At 35.4% G+C, this 22268-nt stretch carries 23 protein-coding genes, 1 rRNA gene and 1 other annotated feature; of the genes, 8 read left to right on the top strand and 16 right to left on the bottom strand.

The genetic code is table 11. The features are described from left to right. Nucleotides 1-66: 66 nt before the first annotated feature. From J6L95_RS10195 to J6L95_RS10160, 8 genes are all read right to left on the bottom strand, one after another. Entirely contained in the window at nt 67-1164 is a 1098-nt protein-coding gene (locus J6L95_RS10195) for a lactonase family protein (protein WP_287459060.1), read from the bottom strand. 23 nt (nt 1165-1187) lie between these two features. Then, entirely contained in the window at nt 1188-1466 is a 279-nt protein-coding gene (locus J6L95_RS10190; protein WP_031588543.1) for a DUF1292 domain-containing protein, read from the bottom strand. Further along, nucleotides 1466-1891, bottom strand: a complete 426-nt coding sequence (gene ruvX, locus J6L95_RS10185; protein ID WP_029070715.1) for a Holliday junction resolvase RuvX — start codon at nt 1889-1891, stop codon at nt 1466-1468. The genes J6L95_RS10190 and ruvX overlap by 1 nt, the downstream gene beginning before the upstream one ends. Then, nucleotides 1891-2145 carry an IreB family regulatory phosphoprotein gene (locus J6L95_RS10180; RefSeq protein WP_029070714.1) on the bottom strand — a complete coding sequence of 85 codons (255 nt, stop codon included), beginning with the start codon at nt 2143-2145 and terminating at the stop codon, nt 1891-1893. Before J6L95_RS10180 ends, ruvX begins: the two co-directional genes overlap by 1 nt. Before the next feature lie 86 nt (nt 2146-2231). Then, nucleotides 2232-4841, bottom strand: coding sequence for an alanine--tRNA ligase (gene alaS / locus J6L95_RS10175; protein ID WP_287459059.1), 2610 nt, complete (start codon nt 4839-4841; stop codon nt 2232-2234). A gap of 30 nt (nt 4842-4871) precedes the next feature. Further along, nucleotides 4872-5065 (bottom strand) — a binding site (T-box leader). Between the two features lie 47 nt (nt 5066-5112). Continuing rightward, nucleotides 5113-6330: an iron-containing alcohol dehydrogenase gene (locus tag J6L95_RS10170; protein WP_029070712.1), complete on the bottom strand. Its 1218-nt coding sequence runs from the start codon at nt 6328-6330 to the stop codon at nt 5113-5115. A gap of 113 nt (nt 6331-6443) precedes the next feature. Then, the gene (locus tag J6L95_RS10165) at nt 6444-7220 is read right to left on the bottom strand and encodes a Cof-type HAD-IIB family hydrolase (protein ID WP_287459058.1); all 777 of its coding nucleotides are present in this window, start codon (nt 7218-7220) and stop codon (nt 6444-6446) included. Further along, entirely contained in the window at nt 7210-8121 is a 912-nt protein-coding gene (locus J6L95_RS10160; protein ID WP_287459083.1) for a LysR family transcriptional regulator, read from the bottom strand. The genes J6L95_RS10165 and J6L95_RS10160 overlap by 11 nt, the downstream gene beginning before the upstream one ends. A gap of 351 nt (nt 8122-8472) precedes the next feature. On the opposite strand from J6L95_RS10160, the gene J6L95_RS10155 reads away from it, so the two are divergent. Both J6L95_RS10155 and J6L95_RS10150 read left to right on the top strand, forming a co-directional pair. Beyond that, a complete protein-coding gene (locus J6L95_RS10155) occupies nt 8473-9165 on the top strand; it encodes an iron-sulfur cluster assembly scaffold protein (RefSeq protein ID WP_029070709.1) in 693 nt (230 codons plus the stop codon). 20 nt (nt 9166-9185) lie between these two features. After that, nucleotides 9186-10187, top strand: a complete 1002-nt coding sequence (locus tag J6L95_RS10150; protein ID WP_031588548.1) for a GGGtGRT protein — start codon at nt 9186-9188, stop codon at nt 10185-10187. A 71-nt stretch (nt 10188-10258) separates the two neighbouring features. Here J6L95_RS10150 and J6L95_RS10145 read toward each other — a convergent pair whose 3' ends face one another. Further along, a complete protein-coding gene (locus tag J6L95_RS10145) occupies nt 10259-10561 on the bottom strand; it encodes a PTS sugar transporter subunit IIB (protein ID WP_287459057.1) in 303 nt (100 codons plus the stop codon). Between the two features lie 420 nt (nt 10562-10981). Here J6L95_RS10145 and J6L95_RS10140 point away from each other — a divergent pair, with 420 nt between their 5' ends. Next, nucleotides 10982-11884 (top strand): GGDEF domain-containing protein, encoded by a 903-nt coding sequence (locus J6L95_RS10140; RefSeq protein WP_287459056.1) that lies wholly within the window; start codon nt 10982-10984, stop codon nt 11882-11884. 23 nt (nt 11885-11907) lie between these two features. Here J6L95_RS10140 and J6L95_RS10135 read toward each other — a convergent pair whose 3' ends face one another. The 4 genes from J6L95_RS10135 to J6L95_RS10120 all read right to left on the bottom strand — a co-directional run bounded on the left by J6L95_RS10135 (nt 11908) and on the right by J6L95_RS10120 (nt 15587). After that, nucleotides 11908-12825: a GTP-binding protein gene (locus J6L95_RS10135; RefSeq protein ID WP_287459054.1), complete on the bottom strand. Its 918-nt coding sequence runs from the start codon at nt 12823-12825 to the stop codon at nt 11908-11910. Nucleotides 12826-12840: 15 nt separating this feature from the next. Next, a complete protein-coding gene (locus tag J6L95_RS10130) occupies nt 12841-13380 on the bottom strand; it encodes a chromate transporter (protein WP_287459053.1) in 540 nt (179 codons plus the stop codon). Beyond that, entirely contained in the window at nt 13377-13934 is a 558-nt protein-coding gene (locus tag J6L95_RS10125; RefSeq protein ID WP_287459052.1) for a chromate transporter, read from the bottom strand. Before J6L95_RS10125 ends, J6L95_RS10130 begins: the two co-directional genes overlap by 4 nt. Nucleotides 13935-14018: 84 nt before the next feature. Further along, nucleotides 14019-15587: a C40 family peptidase gene (locus J6L95_RS10120; protein WP_287459050.1), complete on the bottom strand. Its 1569-nt coding sequence runs from the start codon at nt 15585-15587 to the stop codon at nt 14019-14021. Between the two features lie 307 nt (nt 15588-15894). Here J6L95_RS10120 and J6L95_RS10115 point away from each other — a divergent pair, with 307 nt between their 5' ends. The 3 genes from J6L95_RS10115 to murB all read left to right on the top strand — a co-directional run bounded on the left by J6L95_RS10115 (nt 15895) and on the right by murB (nt 17628). After that, nucleotides 15895-16104: a hypothetical protein gene (locus tag J6L95_RS10115; protein WP_029070702.1), complete on the top strand. Its 210-nt coding sequence runs from the start codon at nt 15895-15897 to the stop codon at nt 16102-16104. A 112-nt stretch (nt 16105-16216) separates the two neighbouring features. Then, nucleotides 16217-16516, top strand: a complete 300-nt coding sequence (locus tag J6L95_RS10110; RefSeq protein WP_029070701.1) for a PTS sugar transporter subunit IIB — start codon at nt 16217-16219, stop codon at nt 16514-16516. An 89-nt stretch (nt 16517-16605) separates the two neighbouring features. Continuing rightward, nucleotides 16606-17628, top strand: a complete 1023-nt coding sequence (murB, locus tag J6L95_RS10105) for a UDP-N-acetylmuramate dehydrogenase (RefSeq protein WP_287459049.1) — start codon at nt 16606-16608, stop codon at nt 17626-17628. 28 nt (nt 17629-17656) lie between these two features. Here the strand turns inward: murB and metA are convergent, their stop codons facing one another. Then, nucleotides 17657-18592 carry a homoserine O-acetyltransferase MetA gene (gene metA / locus J6L95_RS10100; protein WP_287459048.1) on the bottom strand — a complete coding sequence of 312 codons (936 nt, stop codon included), beginning with the start codon at nt 18590-18592 and terminating at the stop codon, nt 17657-17659. 127 nt (nt 18593-18719) lie between these two features. On the opposite strand from metA, the gene msrC reads away from it, so the two are divergent. After that, on the top strand, nt 18720-19169 hold the full coding sequence (gene msrC / locus J6L95_RS10095; protein WP_029070698.1) for a free L-methionine (R)-S-oxide reductase MsrC: 450 nt from the start codon (nt 18720-18722) through the stop codon (nt 19167-19169). Nucleotides 19170-19221: 52 nt separating this feature from the next. Here msrC and nagB read toward each other — a convergent pair whose 3' ends face one another. Then, nucleotides 19222-19953: a glucosamine-6-phosphate deaminase gene (nagB, locus tag J6L95_RS10090; RefSeq protein ID WP_287459045.1), complete on the bottom strand. Its 732-nt coding sequence runs from the start codon at nt 19951-19953 to the stop codon at nt 19222-19224. Nucleotides 19954-20135: 182 nt separating this feature from the next. Between nagB and ptsP the strand changes: the two genes are divergently transcribed. Then, nucleotides 20136-21851, top strand: a complete 1716-nt coding sequence (gene ptsP / locus J6L95_RS10085; protein ID WP_029073065.1) for a phosphoenolpyruvate--protein phosphotransferase — start codon at nt 20136-20138, stop codon at nt 21849-21851. A 309-nt stretch (nt 21852-22160) separates the two neighbouring features. On the opposite strand, the gene rrf is transcribed toward ptsP, so the two are convergent. Further along, nucleotides 22161-22268, bottom strand: a 5S ribosomal RNA gene (gene rrf, locus J6L95_RS10080).

Genomic DNA, 22268 nt, shown 5'->3' with positions numbered 1-22268 from the left:
AGGTTTTACGTCGAGAAATACAAGAGAAAACTCTTTCATTATAAAAAGGAAGTCTATAACTTCCTTCTAGTTAAACATATTCATAACAACACTTTGATTCTCTGCGCCTTTTTCCATACATACAGGCTGATGAAGTGAGAATGCTGAATGAGTCTCATATAAGACACCATTACGTTCTCCTTCTCTTATTTCAAAGCTTTCAATTGTTCCTGATTGTTTAGAGGCAACAACAAGCCAACGATCTTTAAAAATCAGCATCGCAATTGGACCAGCATCAGTTTCCATGCAGTCAATGCGCTTGATTGTGCCATCTTCGTTAACAGCAAAGACAACGACAGTATCATCACCCTTGTTGCTGACAAAAAGATATTTGCCATTTTCTGAGAGAATAATATCAGTTGGTGTATTTTCATGTTTGCATTCATCTTCTTTATATGAAAGCTGTTCTTGAATAAGTTCATATTTTCCATCATTGATCTTATAGACATTGATCATACTTGAAATCTCATTGATCATATAAGCATGATGTCCTCTTGAAGAGTAGACTACTTTTCTAGGACCACTGCCATCTTTGACTTTAAATGAACATTCTTCATCTTTAATAAGAGCACCGTTTTCACCTTGATCATAAAGAATCACTTCATCGCCACCCATATCGGTAACAAGAATCTTATTTTGTGGTGTCACACACACAAAGGTTGGATGTGATTCTGTCTGCTTAATAGGATCAACGCCTTTTCCTTTTAATTCATCAACAACTTTAATATTTACAACTTTCGACTTCTTGATTGGTGACTTAACGACTTCTCCGTTGTAATAATCAACACCATAGAGATACTTTCTATCCCCGTCTACAGCTGTACTAAAGAATGTATGTCCCTCATGAGAAACACGTGCAGCTAAACCAAGCTGCAGATCCATGCAGGCATATTGCCAGATGCCTCCATCAACCTGATTTCCTGAGCCATTTCGATATGTGATATACATCCAGCGACCATGTTTATGCATGGACAAAGGACTAGCCTGTGCCTTTGTAAATTTTCGCTTAAAAATTTCCCCTGTATTAATATCTATGTAAAAAGAATATATCCCTCTATCAATTTCAGTTCCTTCTGAACCAACGAAAAATATATCTACTTTTTTTGTTCGATTAAATAGGCCCATATATTACTCCTCACTAATAATATTTATTCACAGTCTTCCCCACCGCAGGACTCACCGTCCACTGCATCATTGGCAAGGTAAGAATCAAGAATTTCTTCTGTCTTATCCCATTCTTTTGGATCTTCAATAGGATAAAGATGTCCTTCTTCATCATATTTAGATACAAATACCTGTTCTTCATCATTTTCATCATAATAGAAAACATAATGAGAAGATGAATCTTCATCATCGTAAGTAAACAGGATTTCAAATTCCTTCTTCTCTCCAGACTGGTCATAGACAGTAATTTTATTATCTTTCATTATTGTCTCCCTATACGGTCAAGATATCCCTGAAGAATCTCTACAGCTGCCATCTTGTCCACTACTTTTTTTCTTTTCTTTCTTGAAACATCTCCAAAGATCAGATTGTTTGTTGCAATAACAGTTGTCAATCTTTCATCTTCCAAGATAACTTCAACATCCATCATATTTTCTAGGACTTCCTTAAAATGAATGGAGATCTGGGCACGTTCTCCCAAATCACCATTCATATGTTTAGGCAATCCTAATACAATTTTATGAATACCGTATTCTTCCACAAGAGCCTTAACGCGATAAGCGCATTTCTTATAAGCCCCTTCAGAAAAACGGTATGTTTCAACACCATGAGCAAGCATTCCTAATGAATCACTTACCGCAATGCCACATGTTCTTGATCCAAGATCTAAACCTAAAATTCTTTCCATTACTTATTCTCCAAATAGAATTTTACGAGCTCTTCAATAATTACATCTCGATCAATCTGCTGAATGATCGAACGTGCACCACGATGACTAGAAATATAAGCTGGATCATTAGAAATTAAATATCCTGCAATCTGATGAACCGCATTATATCCTCTTTCATCCAATGCTTTTGCTACACTCACAAGATTGCTATGAATCGCTTCTTTTCTCAACTCCGCCGAATTGAAAACTTGCGTCTTTTGTAAATCTTTCATCCTACGAAGACCTCCTTTATATCAATGTAAGCCGTTTCTATTCTTATATTCTATACCAATTATAAACAAATTACAATTAAGTAGACTTATAAGTTACTCTTAATAAGCTCAATAGCTTCTTTTACACCATCAAGAGTAGGTGCTCCACCCTGAGCGATATCAGGTTTTCCGCCACCGCGGCCATTCATTACCGCATTGATAGATTTAACAAGGTCCCCTGCTTTAATGCCTTTTTCATTTAAGTCTTTAGTTACACCAACAAAGTAAGAGTTCTTATCTTCAAATGTACTTGTTAAGAAGATAACACCACTTCCTAATGTATCCTTATAATCAAAGACAAGCTGTTTAGCATCTTTGGCATTCTTTTCTACATGTTCATACAAGAATCTTACACCATTGACTTCTTCAACATCGCTTGCTTTAGACTTAGCCTGTAAAGCATTCAACTGACCATTTAACTTTTCAATTTCTTTTCTTAAGGCCGCATTTTCATCTGCTAAATCTGCAACCTTTTCTACTACCTGAGCACGGTTCTTTAATTTTAATGTTGCTGCAACAGCATTGACAGTTTCCTTTTCTGCCATCATTGCTTTATAAGCTTCTGATGAAGTCACAGCTTCAATTCTTCTGATACCAGAACCAACTGATGATTCAACATTGATTTTAAATAAACCAATTCTTCCAGTATTTGGAGCATGACATCCACCACATAATTCAACAGAGAAATCAGAAGCCTTTACAACTCTGACAACATCTCCATACTTTTCATCAAATAAAGCAGTAGCGCCTGCTTTTAAGGCATCTTCTTTTTTCATTTCAGAGATTTCTACAGGAATACCTGCGAAGATCTTCATGTTGACAAGTTCTTCAACTTTCTTGATTTCTTCTTCACTCATCTTTGAAGGATGTGTAAAGTCAAAACGTAATCCCTTTTCATCAACATAAGAACCAGCCTGTGCCACATGTTCACCTAAGATTTCTTTAAGTGCAGCATCTAATAAATGTGTTGCTGTATGGTTATTTTCAATAAGTACACGTTTATGAGTATCTACTTCTAAAGTGAAGACATCTCCCACTTTAACTGTTCCATTAACTTTAACATAATGAAGATGCTGACCATTTGGTGCCTTTAGAACATTAACAACTTCACCTTGTACATGATCATTAGCAAATGTTCCCTTATCAGCAACCTGTCCACCCATTTCAGCGTAGAATGTAGTCTGATCAAAGATAATTTCACCTTCATCAGTAATTTCTTCAACCTTTTCACCATTCTTGAATAAAGCGATAACTTTTCCATCAATTGGTGAAGGATCATAATTGAATGTAGATGGTTCTTCAAAATCCATTAAATCTGCTTTCTGAGATGCAAATGATTCAAGATCTCCTCTAGCAGCTCTTGCTCTTTCCTGCTGAGCTTTCATTTCTTCATGGAATCCTTCTTCATCAACAGTGAAGCCTTTTTCTTCAGCGATTTCTACTGTTAATTCATAAGGGAATCCGTATGTATCATAAAGCATGAATGCTGTCTTGCCATCAATGACTTTTTCATCTTCATGTTTCTTCATGAAGTTCTGAATTCTCTTTTCACCCTGGTTCAATGTTTTAGCAAATGCTTCTTCTTCTTTCTTGACACTAACCTTAACCATTTCAGCTTTAGAAGGAAGATAATCATAGAATTCTTTCATCATATCTGAAACTGTATCAACTAATTCATAAAGGAAAGCTCCTTCAATACCAATAGCTTTACCATAACGAACAGCTCTTCTTAAGATACGTCTTAATACATATCCTCTACCAGCCTTATCAAACATTGCTCCATCACTTAATGCAAAAGTAACAGTTCTGATATGGTCAGCAATGACTCTATAAGCCATCTTATTTTCTTCATAAGAAACATTAGCTAATTTTTCTGTTTCTCTAATTAAAGGCAAGAATAAATCTGTATCAAAGTTTGTTTCTCCACCCTGGATAATTGAAACAAGTCTTTCTAATCCCATACCTGTATCAATATTCTTGTGTGGCAATTCCTTGTATTCCTTACGATCAATGGCAGGATTACAATCAAACTGTGAGAATACGATATTCCATACTTCTACATAACGATCATTTTCTAGATCTTCATGCAATAATCTTAATCCGATATGATCTGGGTCAAAATCTTCTCCACGATCATAGAAGATTTCACTATCAGGACCTCCAGGACCTTCACCGATTTCCCAGAAGTTATCAGCAGTCTTCCACATATGGCTAGGATCTACGCCACATTCTTCAGTCCAGATACGATATGCTTCTTCATCATCAGTATAGACTGTGACATAAAGCTTATCTTTATCCATCGCAATCCAATCTTCACCTGTTAAGAATTCCCAAGCAAAATGAATAGCTTCTCTTTTAAAATAATCACCAATTGAGAAGTTACCAAGCATTTCAAAGAAAGTATGATGACGTGCTGTCTTCCCTACATTTTCAATATCATTAGTACGAATTGATTTCTGTGCATTGGCAATACGATGACTGGCAGGTTTTTCTGTCCCATCGAAATATTTCTTTAATGCAGCTACACCAGCATTGATCCAAAGTAAAGTTGGATCATTGTGAGGAATCAGGCTTGCACCTGGTTCAATCATATGCCCCTTAGACTTAAAATAATCAAGGAACATCTGTCTAGTTTGATTACCTGTTAATTTTTTCATGTGTCCTCCTAATAAAAAAGTCGTTCCTATAAAAGGAACGACTATAATCGCGGTACCATCCTTATTCAAGGCTTACGCCTTGCTCTTTATACCCTTAACGCAGGCTCACGTTGATGTTTACATCACTCTCCAAAGTAGCTTCCCCCATAGTCATGAGAAACTTGCACCATCCGTTTCCTCTCTTGACACTTCTATAAGGTACTCTTCTTCTTCTACGATTTAACATCAACATTATAATGGGTTTATTCGCATATTTCAATAGTTTTATCTTCTAGAAATCTACATCTAGATCATAGTAACAAGCTTTAAGCAGCTTTTCCATTTCTTCCTGACTTGGCTGACGTGGGTTAGAACCTGTACATGCATCCGCAATCGCATTTTTAGCAATCTCTGGAAGTCTTTCTAGGAAGACTTCTTCAGGTACAAATCCATTTTCAGTTGGATAAGAATCTGCTCCATAGTTCTTGATACAATGTGGAATATTCAAGGAATCATTCATTCCTCTTAAATATTCAATAAGTAATTTTACTTTTTCATCTTCATTATTTCCACCAAGCTTCATTTCATCAGCGATAAACGCATAGCGTGCTTTCGCAGTTGGATCTTTCGCATTAAATGCAATAACTTTTGGCAAGTACATCGCATTAGCTGCACCGTGGATGATATGTGCTCCATAATCCGCAAAGACAGCACCAGTCTTATGAGCCATAGAATGTACAATTCCTAATAGCGCATTAGAGAATGCCTGTCCAGCTAGACACTGTGCATCATGCATATTATCTCTAGCAGTCATATCTCCTTCATAAGAGTTGACTAAATCTCTTTGAATCATCTTGATTGCCCAGATTGCCAATGGATCAGTATAGTTGCAGTTGGCAGTAGACACATAAGCTTCAATTGCATGTGTCATAGCATCCATACCAGTATGAGCAACTAGCTTCTGTGGCATTGTTTCAGCGAGTTCAGGATCTACGATAGCGACATCAGGTGTAATTTCAAAGTCCGCAATTGGATATTTGATACCTTTTTCATAATCAGTGATAATTGAAAAAGCTGTAACTTCTGTAGCTGTACCAGATGTAGATGAGACTGCACAGAAATGTGCTTTCTTTCTTAACTGCGGAATACCGAATACCTTACACATATCTTCAAATGTACAATCAGGATATTCATACTTGATCCACATTGCTTTTGCGGCATCAATTGGTGAACCTCCTCCAATAGCTACAATCCAATCAGGTTCAAAAGCAAGCATTGCATCTGCTCCCTTCATGACTGTCTCTACCGATGGATCTGATTCAATACCTTCAAATAGCTGTACTTCCATACCAGCTTCTTTTAAATAATCAATGGCACGATCTAAAAAGCCAAAGCGTTTCATCGATCCGCCACCAACACAGACCATCGCTTTATGTCCTTGTAATGTCTTTAAGGCTTCCAAAGCCCCTTTTCCATGATATAAATCTCTAGGTAATGTAAATCTTTTCATAATATAGCCTCCTTGCAATAAGCTGTAACCGTTTTCATATAATTATCTTATCAAAAAATTCACAACTGAGATTAGAATGAAATTAGTATATCTCTATATCGAAATATATATACTTACTTAATGAGTTCATAATGTCTTAAAGCCTTGACTATTCCATCATGATCAACATCATCACAGACATATTCCGCAATCTGCTTTAACTGCTCTTCACCATTGCCCATAGCGATCCCGTGAGCAACATGATTTAACATCTGCAGATCATTTCCCCCATCACCAAAGGCCATGGTTTCTTGTCTATCAATATTATAATAGGAAAGGAACTTATCAATACCTAACTGTTTTGTTCCTCCTAGCGGTGTGACATCAGTAAACAATGGATGCCATCTTGCGCTTGTGCAGTGAGGCATTTTCTCAAGAAGTTTCTCTTCTTCCTGTTTAGATACAAAACACATAAGCTGGTAGACCTTCTCATCAAGAACACGTGAAAGATCTCCTGTAGGCTGATCATCATTATGTGTAATCGAATGAATTTCAGCGACACGCTTATCCTTATAATTATAGATTTTTCCAGTCTTCATAGTAAATCCACAAGGGAATGGTTGTTCATCTAACACTTCCAATAATGAAACAAGATCCTCTTTTTCAATAAAGTTCTCATAAACCACTTCTTTATTTGTATAACAATACTGTCCGTTTAAAGTGATATAGCCATCAAAAGGAATATCTCCCAACACTTCTAATCCATCTTTAAAGCGACCAGTCGCAATAAAGATCTTTATACCATTATTATGAAGCTGCCATAAGGCCTCTTTTGTAGAAGCTGGCATCTTGTGATTCTTGAAACTTACTAGTGTTCCATCAATATCAAAAAAAACTGCTTTAATATTCATTGTTCAATGCTCCTTTTAGACGCTCAATATACTTTAGTGCCTCATTTGAGAAGACATATCCTTTCCTATAGATCAAGAAATCCTTGATTACTATTTCATAATCATTACATTCTTTTAAACAAAGATCATAACGATCCAATACACTCTTAGGAAAATGGGCGCTCCACATAAACGCATCATCCATGCTAGAAAGAAGTGAATACATCGTTTCTCTTTCACTAACCATGATGCTTCTATCAACACCCTCCTTTTCTAGAAGTGACTGCACGAATGACATTGTATGTCCTGGCATAGATGTTCCATGTATGATATGCACATCATTTTTAAGTTCACCAATAGAAAGCGTCTGTTTCTTTGCGTGAGGTGAATGAGATGAAATAAGAAGCTTTAGCTTTGAAGTAGATAAAAGACTGCTTTTTAAATTGCGGTAAAGCAACTGATTTTCATAATAGACTTCAGAAAAATCAAAGCATCTTAAAATACCAAAATCAACATCTCCATTTGAAACCTTCTCAATAATGTTCTTAGGTCCTTCTTCTTCATAATGAATATGATAAGAACTCTCTTTATTTTGAGAGATTAACTCTTTTAAGACTTCTACAAGAACAGATGATGAAGGGACTGCTACATGAAAAGAAAGTGTTTCCTCTAAACTGGACAAGTGACTTAACTCATTAAAATCCTTAATGATATTCTCAATCTTAGCAATCACTTCCTGACCACGGTTGGTCACTTCCATACCATGATGAGAACGCTTAAAGATTTTTAAACCTAAATCATTCTCTACTTCCTGAATAACTTTTGATAAATAAGGCTGATTAAGATAAAGCACTTTAGCAGCCTTTGAGATAGATCCCTGCTTCTCTACTTCAAGAATATATCTTAAATGATCGATATTCATTTTATTCACCTCGCATACTCCCTATTCTAACATAGGAAAAATGAAAACGATACCATTATTACCCTGCTTCATTTCTGCATATATCAAATAGTTATCAAAAATACGAATGTTTTATCCCAAGGCGTACAAAAAGGCATTTTTTCTTAAGAAATTAAGGATTTTATCTTTCATATTTTCAAGAAAAGTAATAATATAGATACAGGGAAATGCAATCCTTGGGATCAGAATCCCTAAAGAGCTTCTGGCTAATAATAAGTACTACAATTATAAGGGTGCTTTTTCATGCTTATATGGTGTGGGCATGAAAAATGAGTTATTAGTTTATCGTTAATTAAAGGAGGAAAAAATTTAATGATCTATTCATCAGAAGTAAAGAACATGTGTCCTGTCACACAAGGCGCTCATCACGGTTGTGCTCCTATTCCTGAAGAAGGAAAATGGGTATACTCAAGAGAAATCAAAGATATCTCTGGTTACACACATGGTATCGGTTGGTGTGCTCCACAGCAAGGTACTTGCAAACTTTCATTAAACGTTAAGGAAGGTATCATCGAAGAAGCATTAATCGAAACAGTAGGATGCTCAGGTATGACTCACTCTGCAGCAATGGCTGCTGAAGCTTTATCAGGAAAAACTATCCTTGAAGCTTTAAACACTGACTTAGTTTGTGATGCAATCAACACTGCAATGAGAGAATTATTCTTACAGATTGTTTACGGACGTACTCAGTCAGCATTCTCTGAAAATGGTTTAGTTATCGGTGCTGGTCTTGAAGACTTAGGTAAAGGTTTACGTTCAATGGTTGGTACAGCTTACTCAACAAACGCTAAAGGACCTCGTTACCTTGAATTAACTGAAGGTTACATCACTAGAAACGCTTTAGATGAAAATAATGAAATCATCGGTTACGAATTCGTTAACTTAGGTAGAGTTATGGAAATGGTAAAAGATGGTATGGATGCTAATGAAGCAATCAAAAAAGCAACAGGTACATACGGCAGATTTGCAGACGCTGCTAAATACATTGATCCAAGAAAAGAATAATATAGGGGGAGAAAGATATAATGGCAATTACATTTGAAGGTTACGAAAGACGTATTAACCAAATCAACAAAACTCTCAACGAATATGGTATCAAAGATATCGAAGAAGCAAAAAAAATCTGCGATGATGCTGGTATCGATGTTTATAATATCGTTAAGTCTACTCAGCCAATCTGCTTCGAAAACGCATGTTGGGCTTATACTGTAGGTGCTGCTTTAGCACTTAAGAAAGGTGACAAGAAGGCTGCTGACGCTGCTAAAACTATCGGTGTTGGTTTACAGTCATTCTGTATCCCTGGTTCAGTTGCTGATGACCGTAAAGTAGGTTTAGGTCATGGTAACTTAGGTTCAAGATTATTAGATGAAGAAACTAAATGTTTCGCATTCTTAGCTGGTCATGAATCTTTCGCTGCAGCTGAAGGTGCAATCAAGATTGCATTAAACGCTAACAAAGTAAGAAAAGAACCATTAAGAGTTATCTTAAACGGTTTAGGTAAAGATGCTGCTAAGATCATCTCAAGAATCAATGGTTTCACTTATGTTGAAACTCAGTTCGATTATTTCACTGGTGAAGTAAAAGAACTTTCAAGAACTCCTTACAGCAATGGTGACAGAGCTAAAGTAAACTGCTATGGTTCTGATGACGTACGTGAAGGTGTTGCTATCATGCATAAAGAAGGTGTAGATGTATCAATCACTGGTAACTCTACTAACCCAACTCGTTTCCAGCATCCAGTAGCTGGTACATACAAAAAAGAATGTATCGAAATGGGTAAAAAATACTTCTCAGTTGCATCAGGTGGTGGAACTGGTCGTACATTACATCCAGATAACATGGCAGCAGGTCCTGCTTCTTATGGTATGACTGATACTATGGGACGTATGCATTCTGATGCTCAGTTCGCTGGTTCTTCTTCTGTACCTGCTCACGTAGAAATGATGGGCTTAATCGGTATGGGTAACAACCCAATGGTTGGTGCTACTGTAGCAGTAGCTGTAGCTATTGAAGAAGCTTCTAAATAATTAACGACTAAAAAGACTCTCTCGGGAGTCTTTTTTTGTATATTAAAAGAAGGCTCATCAAGCCTTCTTTTCTACTTTACTAAAGTTAATGCGTGTTCAAGAACCTTCTGACCATTCATCATGCCATAGTCTTTCATATCAATAACTTCAACAGGTTTATCTGGGAACAATCCGCTAACTTTCTTAAGTTCGAAACGAACCTGTGGGCCCAAAAGAATAACATCAGCATCTGCTCCTGCACTTGTCACTTCAGCTTCTGGATGAGCTTCAATAGTAATATCTTCTAACCCCTTAGCTTCTGCAGCTTTAATCATCTTATTTACTAGAAGACTTGTAGACATCCCTGCTGAACAAATTAATAAAATCTTCAACATATCCACCTCCTTGTTACATTTTATCATTATAAGCCCTTACATCATTATTATTTTCAGAATCTGTAAATAATAATCATTTTCAATTATTTTAAATATTATATCTTCCATATCTTTTATTTACAATTTGACATTTATTTTACTTTCTTATTGTGTTACACTGAATTCAGGAGCATTATTATGGAAAACTTAATACTATATTGTGAAAACTATTTATTTTGCATAACTATAATATCGATTCTCCTTATCCGTCTAAAGTATGATATCGAGAAACAATATTCAAAAACCTTATATACGAGAATACTTCTTTCATGTCTTCTGTGTTTTACCAGTAACATTCTTTCAAAGATATGTGAGATACCACCAATAAGTGATAACTATCTATTCTTATTCTATTTATTTAAGATGTTATTCTTTATTTTCTTGGCAGAAACCATTCTTTCAATGTTCTTCTATTCTGAAAACATAAGAAACTCGAAAAACAATCTTTCTTCTAAAACAATATTTCTCTATTCTATCCCTTTTCTTATTTCAGTCATGATAGCTATCTTCTCAACAGCTACTCACTCACTGTTCTATTTTGATAACGGCTATAATAGAGGACCAGCCTACGTGATCTATTTAAGCATTCTCAGTCTCTATTTATTGCATCTTGTCGTTAATTCCATCATACAGGCACAATCTGAGATCAATCCCTCACGAAAACAGAAACTCATCCAGATGATTCTTTTCCCATGTATGAGCGGCTTGACATTCTTTTTAAGTGTCTTCTTTAAGAACTATCCAATCATATCAATAGGAATGACACTTAATCTGCTACTGCTTCATCTTTCTGTTCTTTATGAATCCATCACGATTGATCCTCTTACTGGATTAAACAACCGTCAAAGATTGTTAGACTATATCAGTGACAAGATTCATAATCCCATTGAAGATGTCTACATCGCCATGATTGATGCAGATAACTTCAAATACATCAACGATAACTTCGGTCATATTGAAGGAGATCTCGTCTTAAAAGAGATTGCGCATGCATTAAAGAACGCCTGTCATAATTTTAAAAGAAGACCCTATATTGCAAGATATGGCGGAGATGAATTTATCATTATCATTGATGGCAACTATAATGACATCACTAACCTTATGATTGCCATACGGAAAAACATTCAGGACTTAAATACCGATAAAAAAGATTACAATATCAATATTTCTATCGGATTATCAAGATGTGGTAATCAAAATGAAACAATCACATCACTTATTCATCAGGCTGATCAGAACTTATATAAAGAAAAGATGCTACATAAACAATTTCTTCAACAATAAAAAAACACCCGAGGGTGTTTTTTTTATTGCCAATAGGCATCAATATGAGGCTGAGAGAGCTGTTCTCCAATAACAATGATAACATCCTGACCCTCCTTGATATCAGAAAAGTCCATATGATCTTTTGTCGCATTAATTTCAACATAATGATCATCACAGCGCATAAAACCTTTTATTCTAAAAACATGACCACAGAGTGAATCAGAAAAAATATCTTCTACACGTTTCTTTAATGTCTCTAAATCAAGATGTTTATTCATAAAGAATAATGAATCATAATGATCATTATCAAAAATCTTCATCATACTTTCTGCTTCATAGCCACAATGACTGATTGCATAAAGATCTTCATCATTCCATTCAGCCCAATCTTTAGTAAATAAAGCATCAATCTGACGACGACAGCCAAATTCCTTTAATGTGTCATTAAGCTGCATTGTAATTGCACTGACACGGTTATCATCAATGCCTTTCGCCTTGCTTACAACAACCATGCCTGCATCCATGATTTCAGAAGCAAGAACATATCTTGTTTGTCTAGTTAGTTCACTTTCTAGATGTGCATCCACAATCGCAATAACATTATTTATTTCATACCACTGATCAAGTGGTGATTCATGAAGAGCATCAAAGAACTCATCCACATCAAAGATTCCTGATGGTTCAATAAGTACACGATCATATCCTCTCATGCCCATAGAAATCAATTTTGTCTTAAATCTTCGCTGATGACATTCTCTATCACATGCACCTGCCACCATCTCTAATTCACACTGATCACCTAATTCCTGTAAAAGCATCATGTCCACATTAACTGCACCATAATCATTTTCTAGAATCGCAATCTTTTCACCTTGTTCTAACAAGTATTTTGCATACTTCTTAATAAAGGTTGTCTTGCCTGAACCAAGAAAACCTGTAATCAGATCTATCTTAACCATCTTTTTCATCTCCTATCACAACATATTAATAATTACTTCTAAAATACCACAGGCTACCATAATGATAATCGGATTCACCTTATACTTCACAAGAAGAACAAAGCTCACTATAAACACAACAAGTGCAAAATAAGAAGTGTTATGTCCAAAATGCACAGCATCCCCTAACAAAGTTAACCCACTAATCGCAATCATTGCGATTACCGCTGGTCTAAGATAAGAAAGGATCTCCTTAAGCCAATCGACATCTTTATATTTATTGTATATAATCGCCAATATCGTCACAATAATACAAGAAGGCAGCACACACCCTATTGTCGCTATAATCGCCCCAGAAAGCCCTGCAACACGCATTCCAACAAAGGTAGAGCCATTAATCGCAATAGGACCTGGTGTCATTTGTGAAATCGTGAAAAGATTTGTAAAGGTACCCATATCAATCCAATGATGGGTGCTGATTGCCTGTTCAATAATCAATGGCATAGAGGCATAGCCACCACCAAAGCTAAATAATCCTATATAAAAGAATGAAGCAAATAATTGCCAATAAATCATTTTCTCCCTCCTTTAACATAAACATCAATTAATGCAAAGACAACACATCCAAGAATGATCCAAGCTACATTAAACTGAAAATAGCCATTGAGAACTAATGCTAAAATAAAAAGCAGTACTGTCTTTTTCATGTGACTTTTCATTTCACCTTTTAACATTTCATAGACAACACTTAAAATCAATGCCGCAACACCAATTCTCATCCCTGAAAGAAGTTCTTTAATTATTTGATTAGACATAAACGCCTCATAAAACATTGAAATCACAAACAATATCACAAAAGGAGGAATAATAGTACCTAGTACACAAATAAATACGCCCATTATACCAGCCATCTTATATCCAAGTATTATAGCACCATTAACCGCAATTGGCCCGGGAGATGACTGTGCAATAGCTACAAAATCAAGCATTTCATTTTCATCGATATAATGCAATTCATCACAGAACTTCTTTTTCATCAAAGAAACAATGACATAGCCTCCTCCAAAAGTAAAAGTAGACAAATATAACATCGATAAAAACAGTTCTAAGTAAAGATGTTTCTTTTTCATACGAACCTCCTCAAAGCATTATATGGCGGAAATCATCCTTCTGCAATATAAAAGGATCATATCACATGATACGATCCCTTCTTATTAATATAATCTTCTCGCACAATAGAACTGTCCGCTATAGTAAGCACTTCTATTTAAAGAAATAACCGAAACCTGTGCGCCAGTGTATGGTGCATGTACCATGCATCCATCACCAATATAGATACCTACATGATGAACACCTGAACGAGATCCATTTCTAGAGAATAAGATAATATCTCCAGGTTTCATAGATCCACGGCTTACTGAACGTCCCATGACAGCTAAATAATAAGTAGTTGTTCTACCAAAATTCACGCCAGCCTGACGGTGTGCCCACCATACTAATCCAGAACAGTCGAATGTACTTGGACCAGTGGCACCCCATTTATACCAGCATCCACGTTTAGATAATGCTTTTTCAGCAATTTTAGCACCTAACGCAGAAGATGATTTTGATGACGAGCTAGATGATTTAGAAGAACTTGAAGATTTTGAGCTAGATGACTTAGAAGTCTTTGCTTCTGCTTCCTTCTTCTTAGCAGCTGCTTCTTTCTTTTTCGCTTCCTCAGCAGCCTTCTTAGCTGCTTCTTCAGCTTTCTTCTTAGCCTCTGCTAAAGCCTTGTTCTTAGCTGCTTCTCTCGCTGCAGCCTGGGCTTTCTTCTTAGCCTCTTCAGCTTTCTTTCTGGCAGCTTCAGCAGCTCTTCTTGCAGCCTCTGCTGCTTTCTTTTTAGCTTCTTCCGCAGCTTTCTTTCTTGCTGCTTCTTCAGCTTTCTTTCTAGCAGCTTCTTCAGCTGCTTTTCTTCTTGCTTCTTCGGCAAGCTTTTTCTTGATTGCTGCAATTCTTGCCGCTTCAATTCTTGCCTGCTCTTCAGCTCTCTTCATTTCTTCTAGATTATCTTCAATCTGATCAATTGTTGCTTCATTATTCTTTAATGAATTCTGATCATTTTGTACATCTGATTCCTGAGACTGGAGTTTTGTATTATATTGCTTCAATAATGTAGATGACTGTTTTTTAGCATTATCAAGATTCGATTTATTTACGGCTAAAGTTGATTTCTGTGATTTTAACTTTGCTTTAGTATTGTTGATTTCATCCATCAGATCATTTTCATAAGATGTCAGATCACCAACAGTGGCAACTCTAGAGAAAAAATCAGAGAAGTTTTCTGCACCAAATAAATAGCTTGTATAACTTGTAGAATTCGCAGTAGACTGAATCGCATAGATTCTTTCTTTAAGTTTTTCCTGCTTATCCTTTAAATCCTGTTCTGTATTTTCAATTGACTTCTGAACATAGTCAATCTGTGATTGAGTCGTTGAAATCTGAGAGCTCAACTGACCAATCTTAGTCTGCATATCAGAAATAGAATCCTTAGTCTTGCTGATCTCTGACTGACCATCAGAAATATTTTGTTTAATGCTAGTACTTTTCTTCTTTAAATATGCATTAAAAGACTCACAAGTCTTTCTCTGTCCTTTTGTTAACTTTTTAGAAGAACATAACTGATAATAAGTATCTTCTTTTCCAGTAAATTCATCCGCATAAGCTTCATTAGATGAAACCATCATTGTCGGTACTGCCAATGCGAATACAAGAGCCAACTTAACGAAATGCTTGACTTTCACATAAATGCCCCCTTTTTCCCGTATCCTCTTTATATCTTGATAATTGTTAATCTCCGCTTCTTAACAGTAACATTAAATAAGTACAAATTCAAGAGAATTATTCGGAAAAAAACTATATTCTTTTCGACTTTTAAGGTTGATTTGAGTTATAACCCTGAAATATTATATTTTCTCATTAAATATTTATCACATAAATAGAATTTTATTATCTGATTACGATATTCCTAATATCTATTTGTATAATATAAATACAATTAATAAGTTGACTATGTTACGATAATAGAAAAGAAAATGATGAGGTGTGACTATGGATAAGAATAATATGTTAAATGATGATCATTGGGAACTACAAAAAAAGATGGCTAAGATTACAACTATCGAACTTGTCTTAAAATATCGTTTCCCTGATTTAAGACTAGGATTTCTTTATTCTCTTTCTTATGAAGAACTAGATGAAATCATTGATAATATTTCTACAATCACCCTTGAAGAGCTTCAAGGCTATACTCATGAATAAGACATCTTGTGATGTCTTTTTTTATTTTTTTCAAAACGACATGAAAAGAATGTTTTTTTATAACAGTATGATAAAATAGTAATAGATAAATCAATTTGAAAGGAGATTCACTATGAAAATATTATTATGTTGCAAAGCAGGAGTAACTTCTAATATGTTTGCTGCTAAATTAAAAGATGAAGCAAGCCAGAAAGGCATTGATGTTACAGTATGGGCTGCAGCTGAAACAGCTGTAGAATATTCAATCGATCAGGCTGACATCGTTCTTGTTACACCTCAGCTTAAGAGTTCTCTTTCTAAATTTGAAGATCTCGCTGATCCTGAAACCCCAGTAATTCTCATCTCAGATGAAGACTTTACACAATTCAATGCTAAAAAAGTATTAGATGAAGCTTTAGCTAAAAATGATTAATGTAAAAAGAATCCTATTATAAAAGGATTCTTTTTCACATTCTCAAAAAAGTTGAATGAAAATCAATCTTTTGTTATAGTTAGAATGTTATGGAAATCAAAAATAATATTAACCTAAAAGACCACTTAACAATGCGTTTAGGCGGTCAAGCAAAATACATGGTTGAAATCAATTGCAAAGAAGACATCAAGAATGCCTATCAGTATGCCGAAGACCACGGGCTAAAAGTATTCATCTTAGGAGGAGGTAGCAATACTTTAGCAACTGATAAGGGTTTTGATGGACTTGTCATGCTAATGAAAATAAAAGGTACTGAAGTTGTCGCTGAAGACGAAGACAGTATCACTTTTAAAATCGGAGCTGGAGAAATCCTTGACGACATTGTAAAAAAGAGCGTAGAAATGCATCTTACTGGCATTGAAGCAATGTCCATGATTCCCGGAACAATCGGTGCTGCTCCAGTACAGAATGTCGGAGCCTATGGACAAGATATCTCTCAGACATTTGTTTCTTTAGAAGCCTATGACACAAATACAAAATCATTTGTGACACTTTCTAAAGATGATTGCCAGTTCTCATATCGTCATTCGATCTTTAGAGGAAGTGCATGGGGACGTTATGTCATTCACCATGTCACTATTACACTAAAAAAAGGCAATCCTACACCTCCTTTCTACAAACAGGTACAGGATACTTTAACTCAAGATGGTATCACTGAATATACACCTGATATCATCAGAGAAACAGTCATTAAGATCAGAACACACAAGCTTCCTGATCCAGAGATCAATCCTAACTGTGGTTCATTCTTCAAGAATGCGATTATCTCTAAAGAAAAGCTTGCCTCTTTACAGAAAGACTATCCTGAACTTAAAGGCTTTAAGGTAGATGAAGATCACTACAAGATCTCTACTGGTTGGCTTATCGACAAAGCCGGTTTAAAAGGACACAAGCTCCATCAGATGAAAGTCCATGATCGTAATGCCTTAGTGCTTATTAACGATTGTGCTACTTCATATGAATCCCTTGCTGAAGCAAGAGATGAAATTATTCAGATTGTCAAAGATAAATTTGATATCACAATTTCACAGGAAGTATTAGAAATGTCATAAAAGGTGATCACACAAGTGATCACCTTTTCTATTTACGATGTTTTAATTCATCAAGATCAAATGGCGTAAGCTGATAAACATAATAATTTAACCAGTTCGCAAATAACAAATAAGCATGCGAACGCCATTTTACTTTAATATCCTTATTTGGATCATCATCCATATAATAATTCTTAGGTATCTCTGCGACAATATCTTCTCTAAGAAGATCACGATGATACTCCTTATCCAATGTGTCCGTATCATATTCTGAATGACCTGTCACAAAGAAACGGGAACCGTCTTTTTCAGCTACAAGATATACTCCAGCATCATCACTTTCCGCAAGGACATCCAATGTTGGAATAGCTTCAAGATCTTCTTTATATACTGTTGTATAGCGTGAATGTGGAGCATAGAATTCATAATCAAAGCCTCTTAAGATCTTTCTTTTCATATAATCCGTATTGATCTTATGTTTATAGACTCCAGTTACCTTATGATTAAGAAGATGTTTATTAATATTATAATAATGATATAAAGCAGCCTGTGCTCCCCAACAGATAAAAAATGAACTGAAGACATGACTTGTTGCCCAATCCATGATTGTACATAATTCATTCCAATAATCCACCTGTTCAAATGGCATCTTTTCTACTGGAGCTCCTGTTATAATCATGCCATCATAGTAATTATCTTTGATATCTTCAAAAGTATGGTAGAAATTACGAAGATGTTCCATTGAGACATGAGAAGGTTCATGACTGGCAGTACGAATTAGATCTACTTCAATCTGTAATGGTGTGTTTGATAGAAGTCTTAGAAGCTGTGTTTCTGTCACTTCTTTAGTTGGCATCAGATTGACAATCATAATACGCAATGGTCTGATATTCTGAGTTGTGGCACGTGTCTGATTCATTACAAACACGTTTTCTTCACTTAATATTTTATTAGCTGGCAAATCATCCGGTAAGTTAATCGGCACAATAAATCACCTCCTGGATATCATATCATAATTTTATTTTATTTAATATTAGCTAAAAGCTATGACCAATTATTATAAAAATAGGAAATAAAAATATAATATGTTATAATTACAAGCGGGTGATAAAATGAAAGAATTAATTATAAATAGTATCCAAGCTCTTGTTTCTTCAGAAAAGGATACACTTGCCAACATGGCAAATATTTCTGCAGTTCTAAATGATTACTTTGATGATATCAATTGGGTTGGATTCTATCGTACAAAAGGCAATGAACTTATTCTTGGTCCTTTCCAAGGCAAGCTAGCCTGTGTCCATATTCCTTATGGCAAAGGGGTATGTGGTGTAGCTGCTAAAGAAAAGAAGACTTTAAGAGTAAGCAATGTTCATGAATTCGATGGACACATCGCCTGTGATTCAGCTTCCAATAGTGAAATTGTAGTCCCATTAATAAAAGATGGTCAATGCATTGGGGTATTAGATATTGACTCTCCTTCTTTTGACCGCTTTACAGAAGAAGATCAGATTTTCCTTGAAAATCTTGTAGATGTGATTACACCCTATTTAACTTGCATTTAAAAAAACCCTTTTCAGGGTTTTCTTTTACGAGAAGAGATAATCTCTTCTCGTTTTATTTTGTGAGTAATGAAGCTGCTTCTTCATCGATAATAACTGTAACATGTGGATGTCTTTGTAAAATTGAAGCAGGTAGTTCTTCAGTGACTTCCCCTTCAATCATCCCTTTGACAGCTTCAGCTTTCCTTTTTCCGCAGGCAATAAGCAAGATATGCTTAGATTCCATGATATTGTGAATACCCATTGTGATGGCACTTTTTGGAACTGCGTCAAGATCTCCGTTGAAGAATAGTGCAGCATTATCTTTAATGGTACTTTCTTTTAAAGCAATATAGTGGGTACTTGTATCAAATGAAGTACCCGGTTCATTAAATCCAATATGTCCATTTGAACCTAATCCTAACAGCTGAATGTCCCTCTTATTGTTTGAAAGAAGTTGATTGTATCTTTTACAATCTTCTTCAATTTGACCTTCCCCACTTGGTATATGAACATTCTCCTCTTTAATGTCGATGTGTTTAAAAAGATGTTCATGCATAAAATGGTAATAGCTCTGTGGATGATCATGCTTTAATCCGTAATACTCATCAAGGTTGAATGTATTGACATCTTTATAGCTCGTCTTATTGACCCTATGATCTTCACACATCAATTCGTAAAGACGAATTGGTGTTGAACCAGTTGCTAACCCAAGATTTGCATCCGGTTTTTCAATAACTAAACTTTTGATAATTTCGAAGGCTTTTTGACTTGCTTCTTCATAATTCTTAACAACAATAATATTCATATGCATCCTCCTTGCACTCTCATTATGTACTACAAAAATGAGGGTTGTGAGAATTTTTCATATTGTGAAAATGCTTTAATATTTCAATTATATTTTGCTTTAAAAAAGTAAACGTTTCCACATAACTCTTTATTTTCTAAGCGATTTCATGTAAAATGTAGACAAGATGGAGGTAGGTCAAAATGACAACAATTAAAGGTATTGGGGCATCAAGCGGTATTGCATTAGCAAAAGCTTATAAATTAGAAATGCCTGATTTAACAGTTACAAGAGATACTGTTGCAGATCCAGCAGCTGAAGTTGAAAGCTTTAGAGAACACAAAGCAGCTGTTGAACAAGAAATTTTAAAAATCAAAGAAAAGGCTTCAAAGAATTTATCAGAAGAAGAAGCTGCAGTCTTTGATGCACACATTCAGATGTTAAATGACCCTGAATTAGGTGGGCAGGTTGAAGCAAAAATTCAAGATGAAAAATTAAATGCTGCAGCAGCATTAGAAGATGTAGCTACAATGTTCATTACAATGTTCTCTTCTATGGAAGATGCTTACTTCAAAGAAAGAGCTGCAGATGTTAAAGATGTTTCTACACGTTTAAAAGCTCACTTATTAGGTAAAAAATTACCAGACCCTAGCAGTATTGATGAAGAAGTCGTAATTATTGCAAACGACTTGACTCCTTCAGATACTTCTCAGTTAGATAAAAATCTTGTTAAAGGGTTCGCTACTAATATCGGTGGTAGAACATCTCATTCTGCTATTTTAGCAAGATCAATGGAAATTCCAGCAGTTGTAGCCACTAATACAATTCTTGATGAAACAAAAGACGGTGATTTCATCGTGTTAGATGGAGATACTGGTGATGTTATCATCAATCCTGATGAAGCTACTATTGCTGAATTCGAAAAGAAGAAAAAAGAATATGATGAATACAAAGCTGAATTAAAGACTTTAGTAGATGCTGAAAGTGTTTCTACTGACGGTAAGAAGACTTTATTAGTTGCTAACATCGGTTCACCAAATGACTTAGAAGCTGTAAAAGCTAACGGTGCTGAAGGTGTTGGTCTATTCAGAACTGAATTCTTATACATGGAAAATGATGATCTTCCAACTGAAGAACAGCAGTTTGAAGTTTATAAGGAAGTATTAGAAAATGTTAATGGTCCAGTTGTAGTTAGAACATTGGATATCGGTGGAGATAAGAAATTACCTGCACTTCCACTTCCTGAAGAAATGAACCCATTCTTAGGTGTTCGTGCTATTCGTCTATGCTTACAGAGAAAAGATATCTTCAGAGTACAGTTAAGAGCTTTATTAAGAGCATCTGTTTATGGTGAACTTCACATCATGTTCCCAATGATCGCTACTCTTGGAGAATTTAGAGAAGCTAAAGGCGTATTAATGGAAGAAAAAGAAAAATTAATCGCTGAAGGCGTTAAAGTTGCTGATAAGATTGAAGTTGGTATCATGATTGAAATCCCAGCAGCAGCTGTATTAGCAGATCAGTTTGCTAAAGAAGTTGACTTCTTCTCAATTGGTACTAATGACTTAATTCAGTACACATTTGCAGCAGATAGAATGTCTTCTACAATCAACTACTTATATCAGCCATTCAACCCAGCAATCATCAGATTGGTTAAGAATGTAATTGAAGCATCACACAAAGAAGGTAAATGGACAGGTATGTGTGGTGAAATGGCTGGAGAAGCTAAGGCAGCACCATTATTATTAGGTTTAGGTCTTGATGAATTCTCTATGTCAGCTACTTCAATTCTTGCACAGAGAAAACGTATTAGAGGATTATCTTATGAAGAATGTAAGACTCTTGCAAATAAATGTGCAGATGAATGTGCTACAATGGAAGAAGTTGTAGACTTAGTTTCTGAATCTACAGGATTATAATAAAACAGTAAAGATCAGTGTCATCACACTGATCTTTTTTATTTGTATAAAAGCAGTAGATATCAATGATATGCACTCTACTTTTATTTAGTAAGCAAGTTTATATTTCTATTTATACTTGAAATAAAATTAGCAATATTTGGCGATATAAGAGGTAAATAGAAAACTACTATCAAGTGAATATATGATAAATTAAAAGCTCTTAGAAGTTGATTTTAAGGGGTATAGATATATATATAATAAAAAAAGAAGCAACTAGCTTCTTTAGAAAAAATGATAAAAAAAAGGAGTCCCCTTGGGGACCGGACAGACTGGCAGCGTGCTGTTTTTGCCGTTTCCGACTATCGTCGCCGCTGCGATGCTTAACTTCCGTGTTCGGCATGGGTACGGGTGTGTCCATCGCGCCATCGCCGCCAG

Origin of the sequence: Kandleria sp., from assembly GCF_017934775.1 — a bacterium.
In the GTDB taxonomy this organism is placed as follows: Bacteria; Bacillota_I; Bacilli_A; order Erysipelotrichales; family Coprobacillaceae; genus Kandleria; species Kandleria vitulina.
Note: the sequence above shows the minus strand (reverse complement) of the source record. Positions and strands in the feature narration are given on the sequence as shown.

Bases quoted from the DNA above. Each gene is read 5' to 3' on its own strand.
- J6L95_RS10195 (WP_287459060.1), bottom strand. From the start codon at position 1,164: ATGGGCCTATTTAATCGAACAAAAAAAGTAGATATATTTTTCGTTGGT.
- J6L95_RS10190 (WP_031588543.1), bottom strand. From the start codon at position 1,466: ATGAAAGATAATAAAATTACTGTCTATGACCAGTCTGGAGAGAAGAAG.
- ruvX (WP_029070715.1), bottom strand. From the start codon at position 1,891: ATGGAAAGAATTTTAGGTTTAGATCTTGGATCAAGAACATGTGGCATT.
- J6L95_RS10180 (WP_029070714.1), bottom strand. From the start codon at position 2,145: ATGAAAGATTTACAAAAGACGCAAGTTTTCAATTCGGCGGAGTTGAGA.
- alaS (WP_287459059.1), bottom strand. From the start codon at position 4,841: ATGAAAAAATTAACAGGTAATCAAACTAGACAGATGTTCCTTGATTAT.
- J6L95_RS10170 (WP_029070712.1), bottom strand. From the start codon at position 6,330: ATGAAAAGATTTACATTACCTAGAGATTTATATCATGGAAAAGGGGCT.
- J6L95_RS10165 (WP_287459058.1), bottom strand. From the start codon at position 7,220: ATGAATATTAAAGCAGTTTTTTTTGATATTGATGGAACACTAGTAAGT.
- J6L95_RS10160 (WP_287459083.1), bottom strand. From the start codon at position 8,121: ATGAATATCGATCATTTAAGATATATTCTTGAAGTAGAGAAGCAGGGA.
- J6L95_RS10155 (WP_029070709.1), top strand. From the start codon at position 8,473: ATGATCTATTCATCAGAAGTAAAGAACATGTGTCCTGTCACACAAGGC.
- J6L95_RS10150 (WP_031588548.1), top strand. From the start codon at position 9,186: ATGGCAATTACATTTGAAGGTTACGAAAGACGTATTAACCAAATCAAC.
- J6L95_RS10145 (WP_287459057.1), bottom strand. From the start codon at position 10,561: ATGTTGAAGATTTTATTAATTTGTTCAGCAGGGATGTCTACAAGTCTT.
- J6L95_RS10135 (WP_287459054.1), bottom strand. From the start codon at position 12,825: ATGGTTAAGATAGATCTGATTACAGGTTTTCTTGGTTCAGGCAAGACA.
- J6L95_RS10130 (WP_287459053.1), bottom strand. From the start codon at position 13,380: ATGATTTATTGGCAATTATTTGCTTCATTCTTTTATATAGGATTATTT.
- J6L95_RS10125 (WP_287459052.1), bottom strand. From the start codon at position 13,934: ATGAAAAAGAAACATCTTTACTTAGAACTGTTTTTATCGATGTTATAT.
- J6L95_RS10115 (WP_029070702.1), top strand. From the start codon at position 15,895: ATGGATAAGAATAATATGTTAAATGATGATCATTGGGAACTACAAAAA.
- J6L95_RS10110 (WP_029070701.1), top strand. From the start codon at position 16,217: ATGAAAATATTATTATGTTGCAAAGCAGGAGTAACTTCTAATATGTTT.
- murB (WP_287459049.1), top strand. From the start codon at position 16,606: ATGGAAATCAAAAATAATATTAACCTAAAAGACCACTTAACAATGCGT.
- msrC (WP_029070698.1), top strand. From the start codon at position 18,720: ATGAAAGAATTAATTATAAATAGTATCCAAGCTCTTGTTTCTTCAGAA.
- nagB (WP_287459045.1), bottom strand. From the start codon at position 19,953: ATGAATATTATTGTTGTTAAGAATTATGAAGAAGCAAGTCAAAAAGCC.
- ptsP (WP_029073065.1), top strand. From the start codon at position 20,136: ATGACAACAATTAAAGGTATTGGGGCATCAAGCGGTATTGCATTAGCA.